This window comes from Paenibacillus sp. JJ-100 (genome assembly GCF_948329825.1).
GTDB lineage: Bacteria > Bacillota > Bacilli > Paenibacillales > Paenibacillaceae > Paenibacillus.
This window is the reverse complement of the sequence record NZ_CAOJCM010000002.1, coordinates 1,254,262-1,272,426: the sequence shown is the minus strand read 5'-3', so window position 1 is coordinate 1,272,426 and position 18,165 is coordinate 1,254,262. Positions and strand designations below refer to the sequence as shown.

At 45.1% G+C, this 18,165-nt stretch carries 15 protein-coding genes; 13 read left to right on the top strand and 2 right to left on the bottom strand.

The features are described from left to right. Window positions 1–105: 105 nt before the first annotated feature. Window positions 106–1,476 (bottom strand): magnesium transporter, encoded by a 1,371-nt coding sequence (mgtE, locus tag PQG66_RS12445; protein WP_272037980.1) that lies wholly within the window; start codon window positions 1,474–1,476, stop codon window positions 106–108. Window positions 1,477–1,666: 190 nt separating this feature from the next. Here mgtE and PQG66_RS12440 point away from each other — a divergent pair, with 190 nt between their 5' ends. The 5 genes from PQG66_RS12440 (at window position 1,667) to PQG66_RS12420 (ending at window position 6,989) form a co-directional block, all read left to right on the top strand. Beyond that, complete coding sequence (locus PQG66_RS12440) at window positions 1,667–2,389, top strand: DNA alkylation repair protein (RefSeq protein WP_272037979.1); 723 nt, start codon at window positions 1,667–1,669, stop codon at window positions 2,387–2,389. 46 nt (window positions 2,390–2,435) lie between these two features. Next, on the top strand, window positions 2,436–2,978 hold the full coding sequence (locus PQG66_RS12435; protein WP_272037978.1) for a methylated-DNA--[protein]-cysteine S-methyltransferase: 543 nt from the start codon (window positions 2,436–2,438) through the stop codon (window positions 2,976–2,978). A 94-nt stretch (window positions 2,979–3,072) separates the two neighbouring features. Beyond that, complete coding sequence (locus tag PQG66_RS12430) at window positions 3,073–4,308, top strand: amidohydrolase (protein WP_272037977.1); 1,236 nt, start codon at window positions 3,073–3,075, stop codon at window positions 4,306–4,308. A 383-nt stretch (window positions 4,309–4,691) separates the two neighbouring features. Further along, window positions 4,692–6,266 carry a glucose-specific PTS transporter subunit IIBC gene (gene ptsG / locus PQG66_RS12425; protein ID WP_272037976.1) on the top strand — a complete coding sequence of 525 codons (1,575 nt, stop codon included), beginning with the start codon at window positions 4,692–4,694 and terminating at the stop codon, window positions 6,264–6,266. 6 nt (window positions 6,267–6,272) lie between these two features. Beyond that, window positions 6,273–6,989, top strand: a complete 717-nt coding sequence (locus PQG66_RS12420; protein WP_272037975.1) for an N-acetylmannosamine-6-phosphate 2-epimerase — start codon at window positions 6,273–6,275, stop codon at window positions 6,987–6,989. A gap of 105 nt (window positions 6,990–7,094) precedes the next feature. Here PQG66_RS12420 and PQG66_RS12415 read toward each other — a convergent pair whose 3' ends face one another. Beyond that, the gene (locus PQG66_RS12415) at window positions 7,095–7,877 is read right to left on the bottom strand and encodes a MurR/RpiR family transcriptional regulator (protein WP_272037974.1); all 783 of its coding nucleotides are present in this window, start codon (window positions 7,875–7,877) and stop codon (window positions 7,095–7,097) included. A 574-nt stretch (window positions 7,878–8,451) separates the two neighbouring features. Here PQG66_RS12415 and PQG66_RS12410 point away from each other — a divergent pair. The 8 genes from PQG66_RS12410 (at window position 8,452) to PQG66_RS12375 (ending at window position 18,157) form a co-directional block, all read left to right on the top strand. Continuing rightward, on the top strand, window positions 8,452–8,946 hold the full coding sequence (locus PQG66_RS12410) for a DinB family protein (protein WP_272037973.1): 495 nt from the start codon (window positions 8,452–8,454) through the stop codon (window positions 8,944–8,946). Window positions 8,947–9,140: 194 nt separating this feature from the next. Beyond that, the gene (locus tag PQG66_RS12405; protein WP_272037972.1) at window positions 9,141–9,488 is read left to right on the top strand and encodes a hypothetical protein; all 348 of its coding nucleotides are present in this window, start codon (window positions 9,141–9,143) and stop codon (window positions 9,486–9,488) included. A 133-nt stretch (window positions 9,489–9,621) separates the two neighbouring features. Further along, window positions 9,622–10,626 (top strand): endo-1,4-beta-xylanase, encoded by a 1,005-nt coding sequence (locus PQG66_RS12400; RefSeq protein WP_272037971.1) that lies wholly within the window; start codon window positions 9,622–9,624, stop codon window positions 10,624–10,626. 211 nt (window positions 10,627–10,837) lie between these two features. Beyond that, complete coding sequence (locus tag PQG66_RS12395) at window positions 10,838–11,956, top strand: helix-turn-helix domain-containing protein (protein ID WP_272037970.1); 1,119 nt, start codon at window positions 10,838–10,840, stop codon at window positions 11,954–11,956. Between the two features lie 4 nt (window positions 11,957–11,960). Next, window positions 11,961–13,709 carry a sensor histidine kinase gene (locus PQG66_RS12390; protein WP_272037969.1) on the top strand — a complete coding sequence of 583 codons (1,749 nt, stop codon included), beginning with the start codon at window positions 11,961–11,963 and terminating at the stop codon, window positions 13,707–13,709. Between the two features lie 23 nt (window positions 13,710–13,732). After that, complete coding sequence (locus PQG66_RS12385; protein WP_272037968.1) at window positions 13,733–15,283, top strand: response regulator transcription factor; 1,551 nt, start codon at window positions 13,733–13,735, stop codon at window positions 15,281–15,283. A 131-nt stretch (window positions 15,284–15,414) separates the two neighbouring features. Then, a complete protein-coding gene (locus PQG66_RS12380) occupies window positions 15,415–17,073 on the top strand; it encodes an ABC transporter substrate-binding protein (RefSeq protein WP_272037966.1) in 1,659 nt (552 codons plus the stop codon). Between the two features lie 118 nt (window positions 17,074–17,191). Next, entirely contained in the window at window positions 17,192–18,157 is a 966-nt protein-coding gene (locus tag PQG66_RS12375) for an ABC transporter permease (RefSeq protein ID WP_272037965.1), read from the top strand. Window positions 18,158–18,165 lie beyond the last annotated feature (8 nt).

Below are 18,165 nucleotides of genomic sequence, written 5' to 3'. Positions count from 1 at the left end.
AGCCTTTTTGTCTTTATTTTTTACAGCATTTTTTACAGCAACTCATGTCTATTCGTTCATAAAGAATGGAGCATACGGTCAGCTATGACCAATATAATGCATGATCTACATCAGCGCATCTATGAAACGAGTGGCGATACCAAAATAGATAAACAGTGACAGAATATCGTTCAGCGTTGTAATTAACGGGCCGGATGCCACAGCAGGATCAACCTTGAAACGGCTGAGCAGAAGCGGAATGCAGGTCCCTGTCAGTGTGCCGATGATCAACGTGAAAAACAGGGATACACCGATAATCATACCGAGCAGCCAGTCCCCTTGCCAAAAATAAGCAATCACCGTGATCAGCAGGCCGCAGACCAGACCAATCATTGTACCGACTTTAATTTCTCGTCCAATCAGGGCAAGTACAGTAGATCTGTCCAGCTTGCGTCCAATAAGTCCGCGTACGACGACAGCAAGGGACTGAGTTCCCGTATTTCCTGTCATACCGGCAATCATAGGCATAAAGAATGCAAGTGCTACAACCTGATTCAGCGTATCTTCAAAAAAATCCACAATGCTTCCCGAGATCAGGCCGATTAATAGCAGCAAAATGAGCCAGGGTAACCTGCGCCTTACCGCCACTAGCGGTTTGGTATCAAAATCAATATCTTTGCCGCCACCACCCATTTTGGCGAGGTCTTCACTTGCCTCATCCATAATGATGTCAATGACGTCATCCATCTGAATGATTCCGCACAGTCTGTTATTCTCGTCTACAACGGGAAGGGAAGTGAACTCGTAACGCTGCAGCAATTGTGCGGCTTCTTCCTGATCCATATCTACGGTGGCATGAATGACACGTCTCGTCATTAATTCTTCAACTTTGGTTTTGTCATCAGCCAGAGCAAGGGAACGATAACTGACAACCCCAACCAGCTTGCCTTCATCGTCAATAACATACAGGTAACTGGCAGCGGAAAGGTGAAGTGTGCCTTGCGATTGCCTCAGTGCTCCCTTTGCAGTGTCATGCGTAAATAAGGTCCGATAGCGGTCTGTCATGATTCGTCCGGCTGTCTCCGGTGGATAACGAAGTACAGACCGAATGATGGCGGAGTGATCCAGATTCATGCTGGATAGCAATTCTTCCCTGCGCTTCGCCGGCAGATCATGCATGAAGCGAATCAGGTCACTTTTGTCCATCTGTTGCATAACTTCCAGTGTACGTTCTGATCCGAGTCGTTCAAAAAGTGCCGCTTGTTCGTTTATCTTCAAGTTCTCTGCCAGATCGGCAAGAATATCCGGTTTAAAGAGGAGAAGGAAACGATTCTTCTCGTCTTCAGGGATTTTTTTATAGATCAGTGAAAGGTCATAGGGGCGTAGTTCTTTTACGAGTTTGTAGAATTCCGGCAGATTCTGAGACTGTACATGTTCGGTGAGCTGCTGGGTGAGCTCCTCCACGGAAAACTTGTGATTGGCATGAGAACGGTTCATACTGGCACTCCTTTCCTGAATGATGAGCTTCATACTTTTAAACGAAAACGGTCTGTTCCTAAACAATGGTTCACGTCATACGAGAGGGAAGGTATATTGAAATCTTGCTCTAACATTGGAGAGGGGCTTACAAACAGATACACTCAGGATATACTTGTTCTACAGGAACAAACGAGGAGGATGTATGCTCTTGGAAACCCCTATTCGAACACAGTTACGCAGCTTGGCTGAACCTGAATACCAGAAATTTGCGGCTTCTCTAATTCCGAACATTACCAATGTACTTGGTGTACGTTTACCTGCGATCCGTAAAATAGCCAAGCAGATTGCTTCAGGTGACTGGCGTACATATCTGGATATGGCAGAAGATGAATATTTTGAAGAAGTGATGCTCCAAGCGATGGTCATTGGCCATGTACAGGCGGATCTGGAAGAATTGCTGACAAGAATTGCGACTTTTGTACCCAAAATCGATAACTGGTCTGTGTGTGACAGCTTCTGTGCCGGACTGAAATATACGAAATTGCATCCCGAAGCGATGTGGAACTTCATACAGCCTTATCTGAAGTCTGATCAGGAATATGAAATCCGGTTTGGTGTAGTTATGTTACTGAACTTCTATCTGGATAAACCCTATATCTATGAGGTATTACCCCTACTCGATCAGATTAAGCATGAGGCTTATTATGTGAAAATGGCGGTGGCTTGGGCGATCTCAATGGCTTATGTGAGACAGCCTGAAGTGACAATGCCTTATTTGCAGCATAATACACTTGATGATTTTACGTACAACAAAGCACTCCAGAAGATTACCGAATCCCATCGGGTTACACCGGAGGACAAACAACGTATACGAGGCATGAAACGCAAGGCGAAAAAACAGGTACAGACACTAAAACAGATAACCTCCTGACTTGGGGCTGAGAGAAGAGAAGGTGAAATATGTGATGAGGCAAAAAATGATGTACACCACTATGCAGCTCGATGGTCGTCCGTGGAGCCTGCTTGCTACCGAAAAGGGACTATGCCGGGTGGTGATGCCGAACGAAACGCTGGATGACTGGATCGGCTGGATCGGCAAAGTTGCACCTGATGCTGAACTCGAAGAGAATGAGCAGGCATTAAGACAGACGGGCATGATGGACTGGCTGGAGTCCTATTTTGCGGGAGAAAAGATAGCCTTTACCGAGGGAATTCCGCTTGATCTGATGGGCACGTCGTTTCAGCAGGAGGTATGGAAAGCGCTTGGACAAGTACCGTATGGTGAGATTCGCACGTATGGGGACATTGCCGCTGCCATCGGCAGACCTTCGGCTGTACGAGCTGTAGGTGCCGCGAACGGGGCGAATCCCATTCCAGTGCTGCTGCCATGCCATCGAATTATTGGAGCCAATCGCAAACTGACGGGGTTCCGCGGTGGGTTGGAGATGAAGCGCAGACTATTAGATATAGAGCGGATTGAAGGTGTGGCAGATGGAGGGCATGCGCGGTTTGAGTTTTAATATTCGGTGTAATTTTGAATAGAAGACCTCGATTTCAAGATAATATTCATTTTTATATAATCAAGACAGTTTTAAGAGAAATGAGGAATCGACGATGACAATTCAACAGGAACAGACATATTGGCTGACCAATGTCATGTTGGAACGAGGGTACATTCGTGAAGGGAACGAGGTAACCGGAACACAAACCAGTCTGGTCCATCTGCGGATAGAGAATGGAGTCATTGTCTCTATCGTGGACGGTGATGAAGAACTAACACAAGAACTGCCGCAGGTGGATGGCAAAAGGCTGCTATTATTACCTTCGTTTGAAGAGGCGCACATTCATCTGGATAAAACCTATTATGATGGACCGTGGCGAGCCGTTAGGCATAGCTCCAGCATTTTTGATCGGATTGAAGAAGAAAAGGTGCTGTTGCCCAAGTTACTTCCTGAAGCAAAACGTCAGGCGGAAAGCATTCTCGCATTAATTCAGACCTATGGCTCCACGCATGTTCGTGCGCATTGTAACATTGAACCGGTCAGCGGGCTGAAACGCTTGGAAGCAACCAGGCAGGCACTGGATAGTTATGCAGGTAAACTATCTTCAGAGATTGTTGCGTTCCCGCAACATGGGTTGTTACGCTCGAACTCGGTTGAACTTCTGGCGCAAGCCATGACCGAGGGGGCCACGCATGTAGGTGGACTTGATCCATACACTGTAGACGAGAACATCGAGAAGTCTCTACATACGATGATCGAGCTGGCGGTAAAACATCAGGCAGGGATCGATATGCATCTGCATGATGGCGGCGAAGCTGGCAAGCAAACGCTGTTGGAACTTATCAGGCTGACCGAAGAAGCGGGGCTTCAGGGTCAGGTGACGGTCAGCCATGCGTTCTGGTTTGCCGGAGCAGAGAAGCTGGAGGCTGAAGAAGTCGCGAACCGGATGGCATCGCTGGGAATGAGCCTAGCGTCCACGGTGCCCATTGGCGAAACGATGATGCCACTTCCCATGCTGCAACGAGCGGGTGTGAATGTGAGGCTGGCGACGGATAGTCTAACAGATCACTGGTCTCCTTTTGGTAGCGGCGATATGTTGGAAAAGGCAGGTCGCTTCGCCGAGCTATATGGATATAGCGACGAATTATCCTTGTCCCAGTCGCTGGCTGCGATTACGGGTGGAATCACACCACTGAATGCAGCAGGAGAGAACGTATGGCCGAAGGCAGGAGATACAGCAAGCTTTGTACTGGTGCAAGCAAGTTGTGCGGCAGAAGCGGTAGCCCGACGGGCTGAAAGGAAGGCTGTGTGGTATCAAGGACAAATGGTAAGTGGATCGCTATCTTAATGCTACTGCTTGATAGTGATTCAAGCAGATACATCGAGAGCTAGAGAAGGATTTGCTCATCCCCTGTTAACTAGAGAGTACAAAAAAAAGACAAGATTAAGCTGCGACCGTTTCCCCATTTTACCGGGAAACGGTCGTTTATTTTTTCTGAAATCGATTTGGGTTTTGTGCTGGAAAGTTTTGTTTTTTTTGGAACACCATCGTATCATTGGCGGCCTTTTTTACAGAAAAAAATACTTATAATTACAAATTTGGACATCATTATATTGGAAGTTGTTTATTTGTCACAACACAAGCAATGAAAGTGTTTTAATTTGTGTTGACGAAAATCATTTTCATAATTAATATATAAACGAAAATAGTTTTGAGAGGTGGATAACATAGTGAAGCAATATTTTGAGAAGGCTCAAAAGTTTGGAAAATCATTTATGCTCCCGATTGCCGTTTTACCGGCAGCGGGTTTATTACTGGGGATAGGGGGCGCCCTGTCCAACGCCAATACGATCAACACCTATCCATTTTTGCAGATCACTTGGTTGCAGCAAGTGTTTACGGTTATGAGCAGCGCAGGAAGTATCGTATTTGATAATCTGGCATTGATTTTTGCCATTGGTGTGGCAGTCGGCCTCGCCAGAGCGGACAAAGGTACAGCAGGTTTGGCTGCAGGTCTTGCTTATCTGGTCATGAATGCATCCATTAAGGCGATGTTGGTCAATTCGGGTACTCTTGCCGTAGACGATTTGGCTAATGCCGGCCAAGCTATGGTCCTGGGCATCCAGACACTGCAAACCGGTGTACTCGGAGGGATCGTTGTCGGATTGGTTACCGCATGGCTGCATAATAGGTATAATAAAATAGAGCTTCCTCAGTTCCTTGGTTTCTTTGGAGGCTCACGTTTCATTCCGATCGTTTCATCTTTTGCAGCTATTTTTGTTGGGATCGCTCTGTTCTTGATCTGGCCAACGATCCAACTCGGTATAGCACAGCTAGGCAGTTTGGTTGATAGAACAGGATATATAGGAACGCTGTTTTACGGATTTATTCTACGGATGCTTGGTCCACTTGGTTTGCATCACATCTTTTATCTGCCATTCTGGCAGACAGGCCTTGGAGGAACAGCAGAGGTTGCAGGTAAGATATACGAAGGAACACAAAATATTTTCTTTGCGCAATTGGGAGACCCTGCAACTCAGAAGTTTTTCTCTGGCACATCCCGATTTATGTCCGGACGTTTTATCACGATGATGTTTGGTTTGCTCGGTGCAGCCCTTGCAATCTATCATACGGCCAAGCCTGAACGTAAAAAAGTCGTTGGCGGACTGATGTTGTCTGCCGCGCTCACGTCGTTCCTGACAGGGATCACGGAGCCACTTGAATTCTCATTTCTGTTTGTTGCTCCAATCCTGTATGTCATTCACGCTGCATTTGATGGATTAGCATTTATGCTGTCGCACATTTTTCAGATTACAATCGGTCAAACATTCTCCGGTGGGTTAATCGACTTTATCTTGTTCGGTGTACTACAGGGTAATGCCAAAACGAACTGGGTTATCGTTCCCATCATCGGTGCGATCTGGTTCTGCCTGTATTACTTCACCTTCCGCATCTTGATCGTTAAGCTCAATTTGAAAACTTCGGGCCGTGAGGAAGAAGTCATTTCGGAGGGAAGCGCCCAAACGCAAAGTCAGCAGACTTCTGCATCAGCATCGACTAAAGGTGAAGAACGTTCAGTAGCCATATTGAATGGACTTGGTGGATCAGACAATGTTGTGGAATTGGATTGCTGTGCAACGCGTCTTCGTGTATCTGTTAAGGATGTAGATAAGGTTCAAAAGGATGCTCTTACAGCTACTGGAGCTAAAGGGGTAGTTCTTGTGGGTAATGGAGTACAGGTTATTTATGGCCCTCAGGTAACCGTGATCAAGAATGAAATTGAAGAAATTATGGAAACGGAGTAATTGTAAATGAATTTAGATGAACTAGGTTTAAAGGGTGGTCTTGTTGTATCATGTCAGGCTTTGGAGCATGAGCCGCTCCATAGTTCCCTGATCATGGGACGCATGGCAATCGCAGCAAAAGAAGGTGGAGCGATAGGCATTCGTGCGAATACTGCGGCTGATGTAAAAGAGATCAAGCAACAGGTCGATCTTCCTGTCATTGGTATTGTGAAGAGAAACTACGGAACTAATCCCGTATTCATTACACCAACGATTCAGGAAGTGCATGAACTTGCCGAGGTCCATGCAGAGATTGTAGCGGTGGACGCCACTTTGCGTGCTCGCCCGGACGGTAAAACACTGGATGAATTCGTGCAAGAAATTCGTGCCCAATATCCTGAACTCTTATTAATGGGGGATATCTCAACCAAAGAGGAAGCGATTAATGCAGAACGACTTGGTTTTGATCTGATCTCCTCTACATTGTTCGGATACACAGAAGAGACGGCAGGGCGCAAGCTGTACGACAATCAATTCGAAGCCTTGAAAGAAATGATCAGCAGCGTGCAGACACCTGTCGTTGCGGAAGGTAATATCATGACTCCGGAGATGGCAGCAACTTGTCTGGAAATGGGAGTGTATTGTGTGGTTGTCGGCGGAGCCATTACTCGTCCGCAACAAATCACGGAACGTTTTGTCTCTGAGATTGCCAAGTTGAGAGCCTCTTCTCCTCATGTGAAATAAGAGGACTATCCTTACAAAAAGAAGACATCTAAATCCCATTTTCGGGATGGATGTCTTCTTCTTTTTTGTGATTTTACGATTATTCTCAAACCCAATTAGCTTTTTTTAGTCACCAGAATAAAAGGTGCGTAATGTTTGTTGCCGGGCCTTAAGCAGATTCTTGTCATCAAGTAATAGAAGAGAGATCACATCCAGGATGTAAATAATGGCCAACTGGCTATTGATGAAATTCACATCCCCAGTTCGTCCGATATCAGGTGTGAAAATGCATAGGTCTGAGATTTCTGACAGGGGTGTATGATCAAAATTAGTAATTCCAACAACGGTGCTTCCTGTTTTTTTTGCTACTTTTAATGCATCGCTGACCTCTAACGTTCGTCCAGAATTGGATAAACCAATAACCAGATCGTCTTTTCCAAGAAGAGAAGCACTCATGAGCATCATGTGTGAATCGGTCACCGCATCAATGGCAATATCCATGCGCATGAGCCTGTATTTAAACTCCAGTGCTGATAGACCTGAACTCCCCAGACCATAGACATAAATTCTGCGGGCTTCCATTATGTACTGGACGACCTGTTTGATTTTGTCGGTATCCAGCATTTCCGCGGTCGCATTTATAATATCATTGTGGATCTGTTGTGTTCTTATAAAAATATCCGTTTCATTACGGGGTTGGTGAACTTCACGACTAAGTCGAATTTTAAAATCGACAAAAGTGGAACATCCTACTTTTTTACAAAATCGAGTAATGGTTGACATGGAAGCAGTAGTGTATGCAGCCAAATCCCTAATATTCATGTTATTTATGGACGATTTATTACGCATGACGTAATCAGCTATTTCCTTTTCTTTTGCTGAGAAACGCTGGTATTCAAGTTGCAGCATGTCAATGACACTGGATGACATTATGAAACCCCTCTCCCTGAACATGTTAACAATTTAATAATCTATCTTTAGTCTACTTCTTAAAAGTCAAATCATCAAACTGGTAAAATGTGGGATGCGGATACATTCCACCCAATTCACCTGGTTTGGGCAGCCAGGATCCTAAAAATAAAACGTAACCAAAGGATGTTTTCATTGGTTAATGATCATGAGAGTGTAAAGAGAGCATCGTTTCAATTCATAACTGGAGGGGACGTAATGACGATACATACAAGAATCTTGAACCTATCCGCTTGGCTCGCTGTATTGGCTATCTTTTTTATCCCAGGGACCTTGTATACCGATGAGAAACCATTACGAACAGAGTATGGGTTCCCGCTTCGTTTTCTAACGGATTACCATACAACAAATCCAGAGGGATCAAACTGGTTTATATTCGAGATGCATATCAATTTGCTAATATTGTTCATTAATATTTTGTTTATTTACACAGGAATACATGTCTTGATTTATATCAAGAAGAGATTAACCAAGAAATAGGTGGAGTGAGTCAATCATAATGGGAGGTGGCAGTATGGAAACATTTTTTCGATACAACTGGATGGTGCGTGAACAATGGTATGCGTGGTGTGCAGACCTACCGCCAGAAGAGTTGCTTCGACCACGTACAGGTGGTGTCAGAAGTATCCTTAAGACTTTTTTTCATGTTGTTGACGTGGAGTGGAGCTGGCTACAGCTATTGCAGGGGAAACCGGACGGTGAGGAGGATTTTGCTCACTACCAGACGCTTCAAGCAGTTCGTGAGTTGGACTGTAAGCTGCATCAGGACGTAGAAGCATTTGTGTTAGCCTGGGAGCCGAGCATGGAGAAGAGAACTTACATCGACCGCAGAAGCGATGGGCGAGTGGATATCGATGCTTGGGGTGAAATTATGCGTCATGTCATTGCGCATGAAATTCATCATATGGGCCAGTTATCCGTATGGGCCAGAGAACTTGGCAGGGATCCAGTATCTGCTAATGTTATAGGCAAAGGATTGCTTAAGCCTGACTATAACCAAAGAACGTGATTACCAATGCTACAGCTTAGTGCTGTGTCCGCTGGGGTTCAACTGGATATGAATAAACCCTCTCCTTGATCGGACATCTCTCTTATTCTCCAAAATGCTGTTTGGGTAATCTCCATACTCTTCATAGTGTCTAAAAGCCTGTCCTAAATTCCTATTTTACGCATACCTATAGTAGTAGAGGAGCGTGATGACTGATGGAACACAAGGTACAGGCTTATTTTGAACTGAAACAGCGACAGAAGGAGATTGAACGACAGTTATCTGTATTGAGGGACGAGATTGTGGCGTACTGTGAAGCGCGGGGGGTATATGAGGCAGAAGTGGGTGGATTTAAGGTGAAAACGGTGCTCCAGCACCGTAAAGAATATGACGATCAGAAGCTGTACGCTTCTCTACCCGACCCGGAGATCTGGAGATTAATGTCCAAGGTGGACAGTCATAAATTGAAAAGTCTGATTAAGCTTAATGTTCTCTCGGAGGAACAAGTTAGCTTGGCATGTACTGTGAAGCCAGTTACTTTGCTACAGGTAGACAAGTTATAATGTATTTTCCTACAATTCATCTTTTCATGCTGAAATTGGTAGGATTTCAGGGGGCAACATGTTTATTTTGTTCATGGAAAGCGCATTCATAATTCGGTATGATAAAGAAATAAACCTGCGAGGAGGAACCAGGATGTCGACCGAAATTCCGTCCCTACATACTGCTTATGCCGATTCGTTCAAAATAGGTGCAGCAGTACATACGAGAATGCTACAGTCCGAAGGTGAATTTATTGCGAAGCATTACAACAGTGTTACTGCAGAGAACCAGATGAAATTCGAAGAGGTTCATCCGCGAGAGCATGAATATACGTTTGAGGCAGCAGATGAGATCGTTGATTTTGCCGTTGGTCGTGCGATAGGCGTGCGTGGTCATACGTTGGTATGGCACAATCAGACGCCGGCATGGGTGTTTGAGGATACTTCCGGAGGCCCGGCTTCGAGAGAATTGATGTTGTCCCGGTTAAAGGAGCATATTGATACCGTCGTTGGTCGTTACAAAGGACAGATCTACGCCTGGGATGTTGTGAATGAGGCGATTGAGGATAAGACTGATCTTGTGATGAGAGACACGAAGTGGCTGCAACTGCTGGGAGAGGATTATCTGCATCAGGCATTCCGTATGGCCCATGAAGCAGATCCTGACGCGCTGCTATTCTATAATGATTATAACGAGACAGACCCGGTCAAGCGGGAGAAAATATACAATCTGGTACGAACTCTATTGGATCAAGGTGCTCCTGTTCATGGTATTGGTATGCAAGGACACTGGAATATTCATGGACCGTCCATTGACGAGATTCGTCAAGCCATTGAACGATATGCTTCACTGGGCGTACAGCTTCACGTCACTGAGCTGGATCTATCCGTTTTCCGTTATGAGGATCGGCGCACAGATCTGACCGAACCAACATCTGAAATGGCGGAGCTTCAGGAGAAACGTTATGAAGACATTTTCGAGTTATTCCGAGAATATAAATCGAATATCACTTCCGTGACATTCTGGGGTGTTGCGGATAACTACACTTGGCTGGACAATTTCCCGGTACGTGGACGTAAAAACTGGCCGTTTGTGTTTGATACACAGTTGCAGCCGAAGGCTTCCTTCTGGCGTATTCTCGACAAAACCAGGGGGTAGACAGAAGTTCAGTTCGAGTTCAGACTAAGTTTCCAGTAGTCACTGAATTTCTAAGATGAATAGCCTTGCATGCAGACCTTATAAAAAGGCGAGCTTGTAAGGTTTTTTTGAATTATCTTATAAATCGAACAGTTTTATTCAAATCTTAGCATTGTAACATTCACAGTACGATGCGATACTGGACAAAAAAGGGAAAATGGAAGGTGAGCCCATGTACAAGGTCATTGTAGCAGATGATGAACCATTTATGCTGGAAGGCTGGAAAACGATGATCGATTGGCAAGGCTGTGGATATGAATTGTGCGGAACTGCAACGGATGGGGAAGAGGCACTCGAACTGATCGGTCTTGTGAATCCGGATCTGGTTGTAACAGATATCCAGATGCCGGTACTTGACGGGCTTGGTCTGATCCGAACGATGCGTGAAGAATTGAGATATGATTCTCAGATTGTCATTGTTACGGGGTACTCTGAGTTCGGTTATGCCCAGCAGGCAATACGTTACAGGGTGAATGAATATGTTCTCAAGCCATTAGTACCTGAAGAGATCCATGCGTTGTTACGGAATCTAATTATTCCGTTGGACACACAGAGACAAGAGATAGAGAAAGGATATGCGCAAGAGCCTTATGAATCAATGGAGCTGCTCGATACACATCTGGATGAGAGCGACATGATAGAAGAGGTAGATCTGGAGAAGATGACGTCTCGCGCAAAGCAGATGTTGGCTTTGATTGAAGCAGGGGATGTAACGGGTATCGATCGTGCTGTCGATGAGATGATGCATGAGATGAAGGAATCCCGTGCAGCGGGAGACTGGAATCAAAGTGCAGTCCGATATATACACGGAGAATTGCTCCGCAGATATGGCTTGATTGGTGCCGATCAGACTCTGCTTCAGGCCCAGACATGGCACCACACAGCGAGCTGGCATAGAGGAGATTTAAAACAGCTATTCGTACGAATCGCCGAAACCTTTGCAACAGCATCACAGACTGACACAGGTTCCGGAGGAGTGGTCGCAGAGGCCGTTCAGTATCTGAAAGAGCATTATCGCTCTAAAATTAAATTGCAGCAGCTGGCGAATCACATCCATGTCAACGCGGCTTATCTAGGCCAACAGTTCAAACGTGAGATGGGAGTCAGCTTCAGCGAATACGTTCATCGACTTCGTATTGAAGAGGCACGCAAGATGCTTCGCCGAACCAATATGAAAATTTCAGATATTGCACTGGAATTGGGCTATCATGATGCTGAATATTTCACAGAAAAATTTAAAGCGCTTACAGGGGAGCTTCCTTCCTTATATAAAACCAACAATCAAGGGTGATCATGTGCACAAAAAAAAATGGACTTTTCGTACCGTCAATGATATCCCCCTTCGATACAAATTTTTATTAATCTATGTCGTTAGCATCCTTCTTCCGATTATTGCGATTAATCTGTTTTTTTATCAAAGGACATCTGCAGATATCAAGGTTCGGGAGCAAGAAAATCTGCGCAAATCGATTGACAGAGCTGCGGGTGAACTCGTCGGTATGATTGATGAGAGTGTGGCGTTAAGCCGGATGATCGCAGCCGATGATTCCTTGTACGAAGCCCTTGACCGAACCTACAATTCACCTGTGGATTACTATAACGAGTACCATCTTTTCCTGCGTGATAAATTGACAAGGTACATGTCGGCCAATATTCTGGAAGTCCGTATTTTCACGAACAACGATACGATTCAGACCGGTAGCCACTACATCGTTATGAAAGACCAGGAGACCACTCTCCCTGGCTTGGAGCAGTTAAATCGAGCGAGTGGAGATATATTAGTCATTGATTATGAAGAGCAGTCGGGGTTTAGTCGTGGGAAACGAATCAGTGTGATCGGAAAAATGAAGACATTTACTTCGTACGCTACCTATGCGAAGTATTCCAAAATTGATCTAGAAGTGAACCGGATTTTCAGCATTCTTAATCGTGAGACAAACAGCCTGCAGCTCCAACTTGTGGATGGCAATAACCGTCCGGTTGTTTCCAGTGCACGTTTCCCGTCTGAGGGGTTATCCTCTTCAGATATCAAGTCCGAATATGTCTTGGAGAAGCCGCTTGGTAATCTGGCATATCTGGATGGCTGGAAGCTGATTGGGGTTGCGGATACGCGGCATGTGGATGAATTGTTGGATGAGGCACGTTATTCCATTTTGTGGCTGGCAATCATAAGTGTAATTGTACCCTCAGTACTCATTTATTTTATTCTGCGCTCATACCACTACCGTATCCGTAAATTATCGCGGCATATGGGGAAAGTGCGTAATGAACGTTTTGATCTGATTGAAATTCAAGAAGGGCGCGACGAGATTGGTGGATTAATTCGCACATTCAATATGATGATCAGCAAGATACATTCCTTAATTAATGATGTCTACAAACTGGAGATCAGACACAAAGATCTGGAGCTGGATCAAGTCCGAACGGAGTTATCGATGCTTCAGAGCCAGATGAATCCACATTTTCTGTTTAATACGCTGAACGCCCTGCTTGTCGTAAGTACCAAAAACGGATATACCGAAGTGTCGGAAATTATTAAAAGTCTATCTTTGCTTATGAGACAACTACTCAGCAGATCAGACAATCTGATCGCGCTTGAAGAGGAGCTACAATTCACAACGCTATATCTTCAGATTGAGAAGTTCAGGTTCGGAGAGTTGTTTGATTATACCTTTGACATTGACCCGGAAGCTAAGGGTAAGCATATTCCACGAATGAGCATTCAGCCACTGGTGGAGAATGCGTGCAAACATGGTTTGCAGGCACGTAAGAACGGACGGTTAATTCATATTACTGCAAAACTGAATGAGTCAGGTTTGGTTATTCGCGTCATTGATAACGGCATAGGAATGGAGCAGGATAAACTGCGTCAATTACTACAGGATATACGCTCGGATCAAGCCAGAGACGGCACACATGTCGGCATTCGGAATGTCTATCGCCGCCTAGAACTATTTTATGATGGGGATGCAACGTTCTCCATTCGTAGTGAGCAAGGGATTGGTACCGAAGCGGAATTCCACATTCCGACGGACAGACTATGACTTCTAAGCAAGGGGGACCAAAAATGTATAAAGTGCTTCTGGTAGACGATGAGCCTTTTGCGATTGAAGGGCTGCAATTATTGATTGACTGGCGTAAATTTGGATTTGAAATTAATGGCATATGCGCCAACGGAGAAGAGGCTGTAGAAGCGATACGTACTAGCAAGCCTGATCTGGTCGTCACCGATATTCATATGCCCGCAATGAACGGTCTGGAATTAATTGAAGAAGCGCGTCGTCTGGGGCATGATTCTACCATGTTTGTTATTACAAGTGGTTATAGCGATTTCAATTATGCAAGGCAGGCTATTCGTCTGGGCGTATGCAATTATTTGACCAAACCGGTGGACACTGTGGAAGCCGATGATATGCTTGAGCGTCTCGCGAAGGAATTGAAGGAGAAGCAGCAACGGGAGTCTGTACGTGAGCAGGCCAAAGTTCAGGAGATCACATCTGTTCTGTCTGCACTGGCAACCGGAAAGGAAGTTGAGAATGAACAGGACATGGTGCACCATATAGCTCAATTATATGAGAAAGCTCATAAGTGGACGTATGTAAGAGTGAAATTTCAGCGGGCTGATTCGGGTCTGATTCGTTCCACAATTCATGAGGTAGTAAGCCGTGAAGCGTGCTGTTATGTGGTGGAGAATGAACAGAATGCTTGCGGCATCGTGTGGGGCGAGGTATCCTCTGTCCCAGAAGACTTGGAAGGAAAAAGCCATCGGCATTTTGCGGAGCAGCTGCTGTCTGTATTACATGATACCGTTTCTAACGGAGTGCAACTTGCCGTAGGTATGCCCGTACAGCAATTGGAAGCCTTATCTCTATCCAGAAGCATGGCTGCAGAAACGGAGCGTTTTCTGTTTTTACATCAGGGGAATCTGTTATTCGCCGAAGATATTCAGGAACAACGACTGCGATTCAATCCGGAGTCTCTTCGTGAAGTGGATCTTATTATGGAACATCTGGAGGAAGGTTCCCCGGAACAATTAAGGATGTCGATCAAGGAAGCTTTCTCTCAATTTGTAATTCATAAAACAGCACCTGAATTTGTTCATATCTTTATGACTCAGATTTTATTTCGTGGCTTGTCTCTGTGTAAGGAACTTGGAGGAGAACCAAAAGATTTGGTGCAGAATAAGGCTTTTCTTCCCGATCATCGATATCACCGAAATATTGAAGAATCAGCGAGCATGCTGGAAGAGTTTTGCTTGACCTGTCAGGCTGCGGTAACATCTCTTCGGCAAAAACAGTTGGGCGGAACACAGGCGATGGTGGCTGAGTATTTGCAGCAGCACTTCAGGGATACTTTTACAATTAAAGAGCTGGCAGAAAAGTTTTTCATGCATCCGGTACATCTGGGTCAATCTTTTATGCGGAAGTATGGCAAAGGCGTTCTGGATATGGTACATGATTTACGGATAGAAGAGGCCATGCGGCTACTTCGAGAATCGGGTGATGCCTCATGCGCTATTGCAGAGCAGGTCGGTTATAAAAGCTACCAGCATTTCTTAAAGCAGTTTGAGCGGAGAACAGGATTGAAACCGGCAGAGTATCGTCTTAAGCATGCTTAAGGCGATATTACGCGTTATAGGACCTCCTGCAATTAAGGGGGGGCGATGCTTAAATCTGTTTATTTTGAAACCGCATACATTTCTTCATAATAAAGATAGTAAGGCAAACCACTTCCAAGGAGGCGCAATACATGGGGGGATTGAAGAAAAAGAAACTTTGGGGTTCTGTTTCTCTCGTTCTGGCATTAACTCTCGCACTTGCAGGATGCAGCGGTGAAGAGGCTAAAACGACGACACCCGATGGTAAGGAAGTATTAAACATCTCCGCGTTTATCGGAACACCAAATCAGGCACCAACAGCGGACAACCGGATCTACAAAAAGATCGAGGAAGAGCTAGGTGTCAAACTGAACATGGAGTTCCTGGTAGGTGACTTGCAGCAAAAGCTGGGTGTCATGGTTGCGGGCGGAGATTATCCGGATCTGATCACAGCAGACACTAAACTGGTTGCGGCTGGTGCGGTCATTCCGTTAGAAGATCTGATTGAGCAACACGCACCAAACCTCAAAAAGCACTATGCCAAGGATTGGGAACGGATGAAGGATTCCAGCGATGGACATATCTACTGGTTGCCGAACTACGGTGTATACACGGGTGAGTTCATCAGTAACTACTATTCCGGTCCTGCGTTCTGGATTCAAAAGCAGGTGCTGAAAGAAGCCGGATATCCAACACCGAAAACACTGGATGAATACATGAAATTGATTCGTGATTATGCTGCAAAACATCCAACGACAGAGGATGGTCAGCCAACGATTGGTTTCACAACACTGGCTTCTGACTGGAGAACATTTCCTCTCCTCAATCCACCAGAGCACTTGACAGGTCATCCGAATGACGGCGGCGTCGTTGTAGATGAACAAGGTGTTGCAACCGTATTCGCTGATAAAGATATATCCAAACGTTACTATAAAGAGCTGAATAATCTCTATAACGAAGGACTACTCGATAAAGAAGCTTTCGTTCAGAACTTTGACCAATATCTGGCGAAAATCTCTTCCGGCCGCGTTCTCGGGATGTTTGACCAGCACTGGAACTTCCAGCAAGGTGAGGACCCGCTCGTAGCTCAGAATAAAATAGGTCAAACGTATGTTGGTTTCCCGCTGGTTTACGACACGAGTATCAGGGACCATTACTTGGATCGTCCAGTGATTAACTTGAACAACGGTTTTGGTATCAGTAAGGATGCGAAAGACCCTGTTGCCATTCTGAAATTCCTCGATGCATTGATGGATGAGAAGTATCAGAAACTCTTGTCCTGGGGTGAGGAAGGCGTAGACTACATGGTCAACGATGAAGGAAGATTCTATCGTACGCCTGAACAACGTATTCAACAGGAAGACCCGGCATGGAAACTCGCTAACAAAGCAGAAGGTTTCTATGGTGCTGCACCAAAAATGGAAGGTACGTTCTCTGATGGTAACGCAATTGGAGCAACCAACCAACCTGAGGAATTCTATGACAGCTTGAAAGCGGAGGATAAAGAACTTCTCGATGCATACGGTTTCAAAACGTGGAGTGATTTCTTCTCACCTGCTCCTGAAAATCCGGTGTATTACCCAGCATGGCAAGTGGATCTGAAGGAAGGTTCAGATGCTTCGGTAGCTAACAAACAAATGACGGATACGTCATTGAAATATTTGCCTAGAGCGATCATGTCCAAAACAAACGAATTTGATTCGATTTGGGATGAATATGTAGCCGCTTACAAGAAGATTAATGTGAAAGCGTATGAAGACCGGATTAACGAGCAATTACAATGGCGGATTCAGAACTGGACTGTGAAATAAATAAAGGCGGCCATTGGGTCATTCTGGAAGGTACACAAGAGCATCAGATCGATGATGCTCCTGTGTCTTCCAGCGATCCAATTCCAGATACCGCTTATGTTGATAGGAGGAGTGAAGGATGGCGAACACGCCAGGAGCCATACAGGAACAATCTGCTCCAACCATTGCTACCAAGACGCCTCTGATGAAGCGGCTGCGTAGTCAAAAACAACTGATGTTTATGTCTCTGCCCATCGTTGCTTATATTCTGGTTTTCTCGTACTATCCAATCTGGGGCTGGGTAATGGCATTTCAGAATTACAGTCCAGCGAAGAAGTTCTCGCAACAGGAGTGGGTCGGACTTAAGCACTTCAAGTTTCTGCTTACGGACGACGCGTTTCTGAACGTGCTTCGTAATACAATCGCAATGAGTTTGATCAACATGATTCTTGGCTTTGTAACGGCCATCGTTTTTGCGATTCTGTTGAATGAAATCAAAAACAAACTGTATAAACGGACCATTCAAACGATCTCGTATTTGCCTCACTTCTTGTCATGGATTATTGTAACAGGCATTGTAGCCAGTTCTTTATCTGTAGATGGCGGGATTGTCAACGTCGTACTGATGAAGCTGGGGTTCATTAGCGAACCTATTATGTGGCTCAGTGTACCCGAGTACTTCTGGGGGATCGTCGGTGCTTCGCACGTTTGGAAAGAGGTTGGCTGGAATGCGATCATCTATCTGGCGGCCATTACTTCAATTGACCCTTCACTATATGAGGCAGCGGAGATTGATGGAGCCAACCGCTATAAGAAGATGTTGTATGTAACCTTGCCTGGTATCAAGTCCATCGTCATTATACTGTTGATTATGAACATGGGGTGGATTCTGGAAGCCGGATTTGAAGTACAATACTTGCTCGGAAATGGTGTAGTTGTAGACTGGTCTCAGACCATTGATATTTTTGTCTTGAAATATGGGTTGCAGATTGGTAACTATTCACTGGCTACTGCCGCAGGTATATTTAAAACCGTCGTGAGTATAACGTTGATATTTGCGGCGAATTCCATATCTAAACGATTCGGCGAAGACCGATTAATATGAGGAGGACA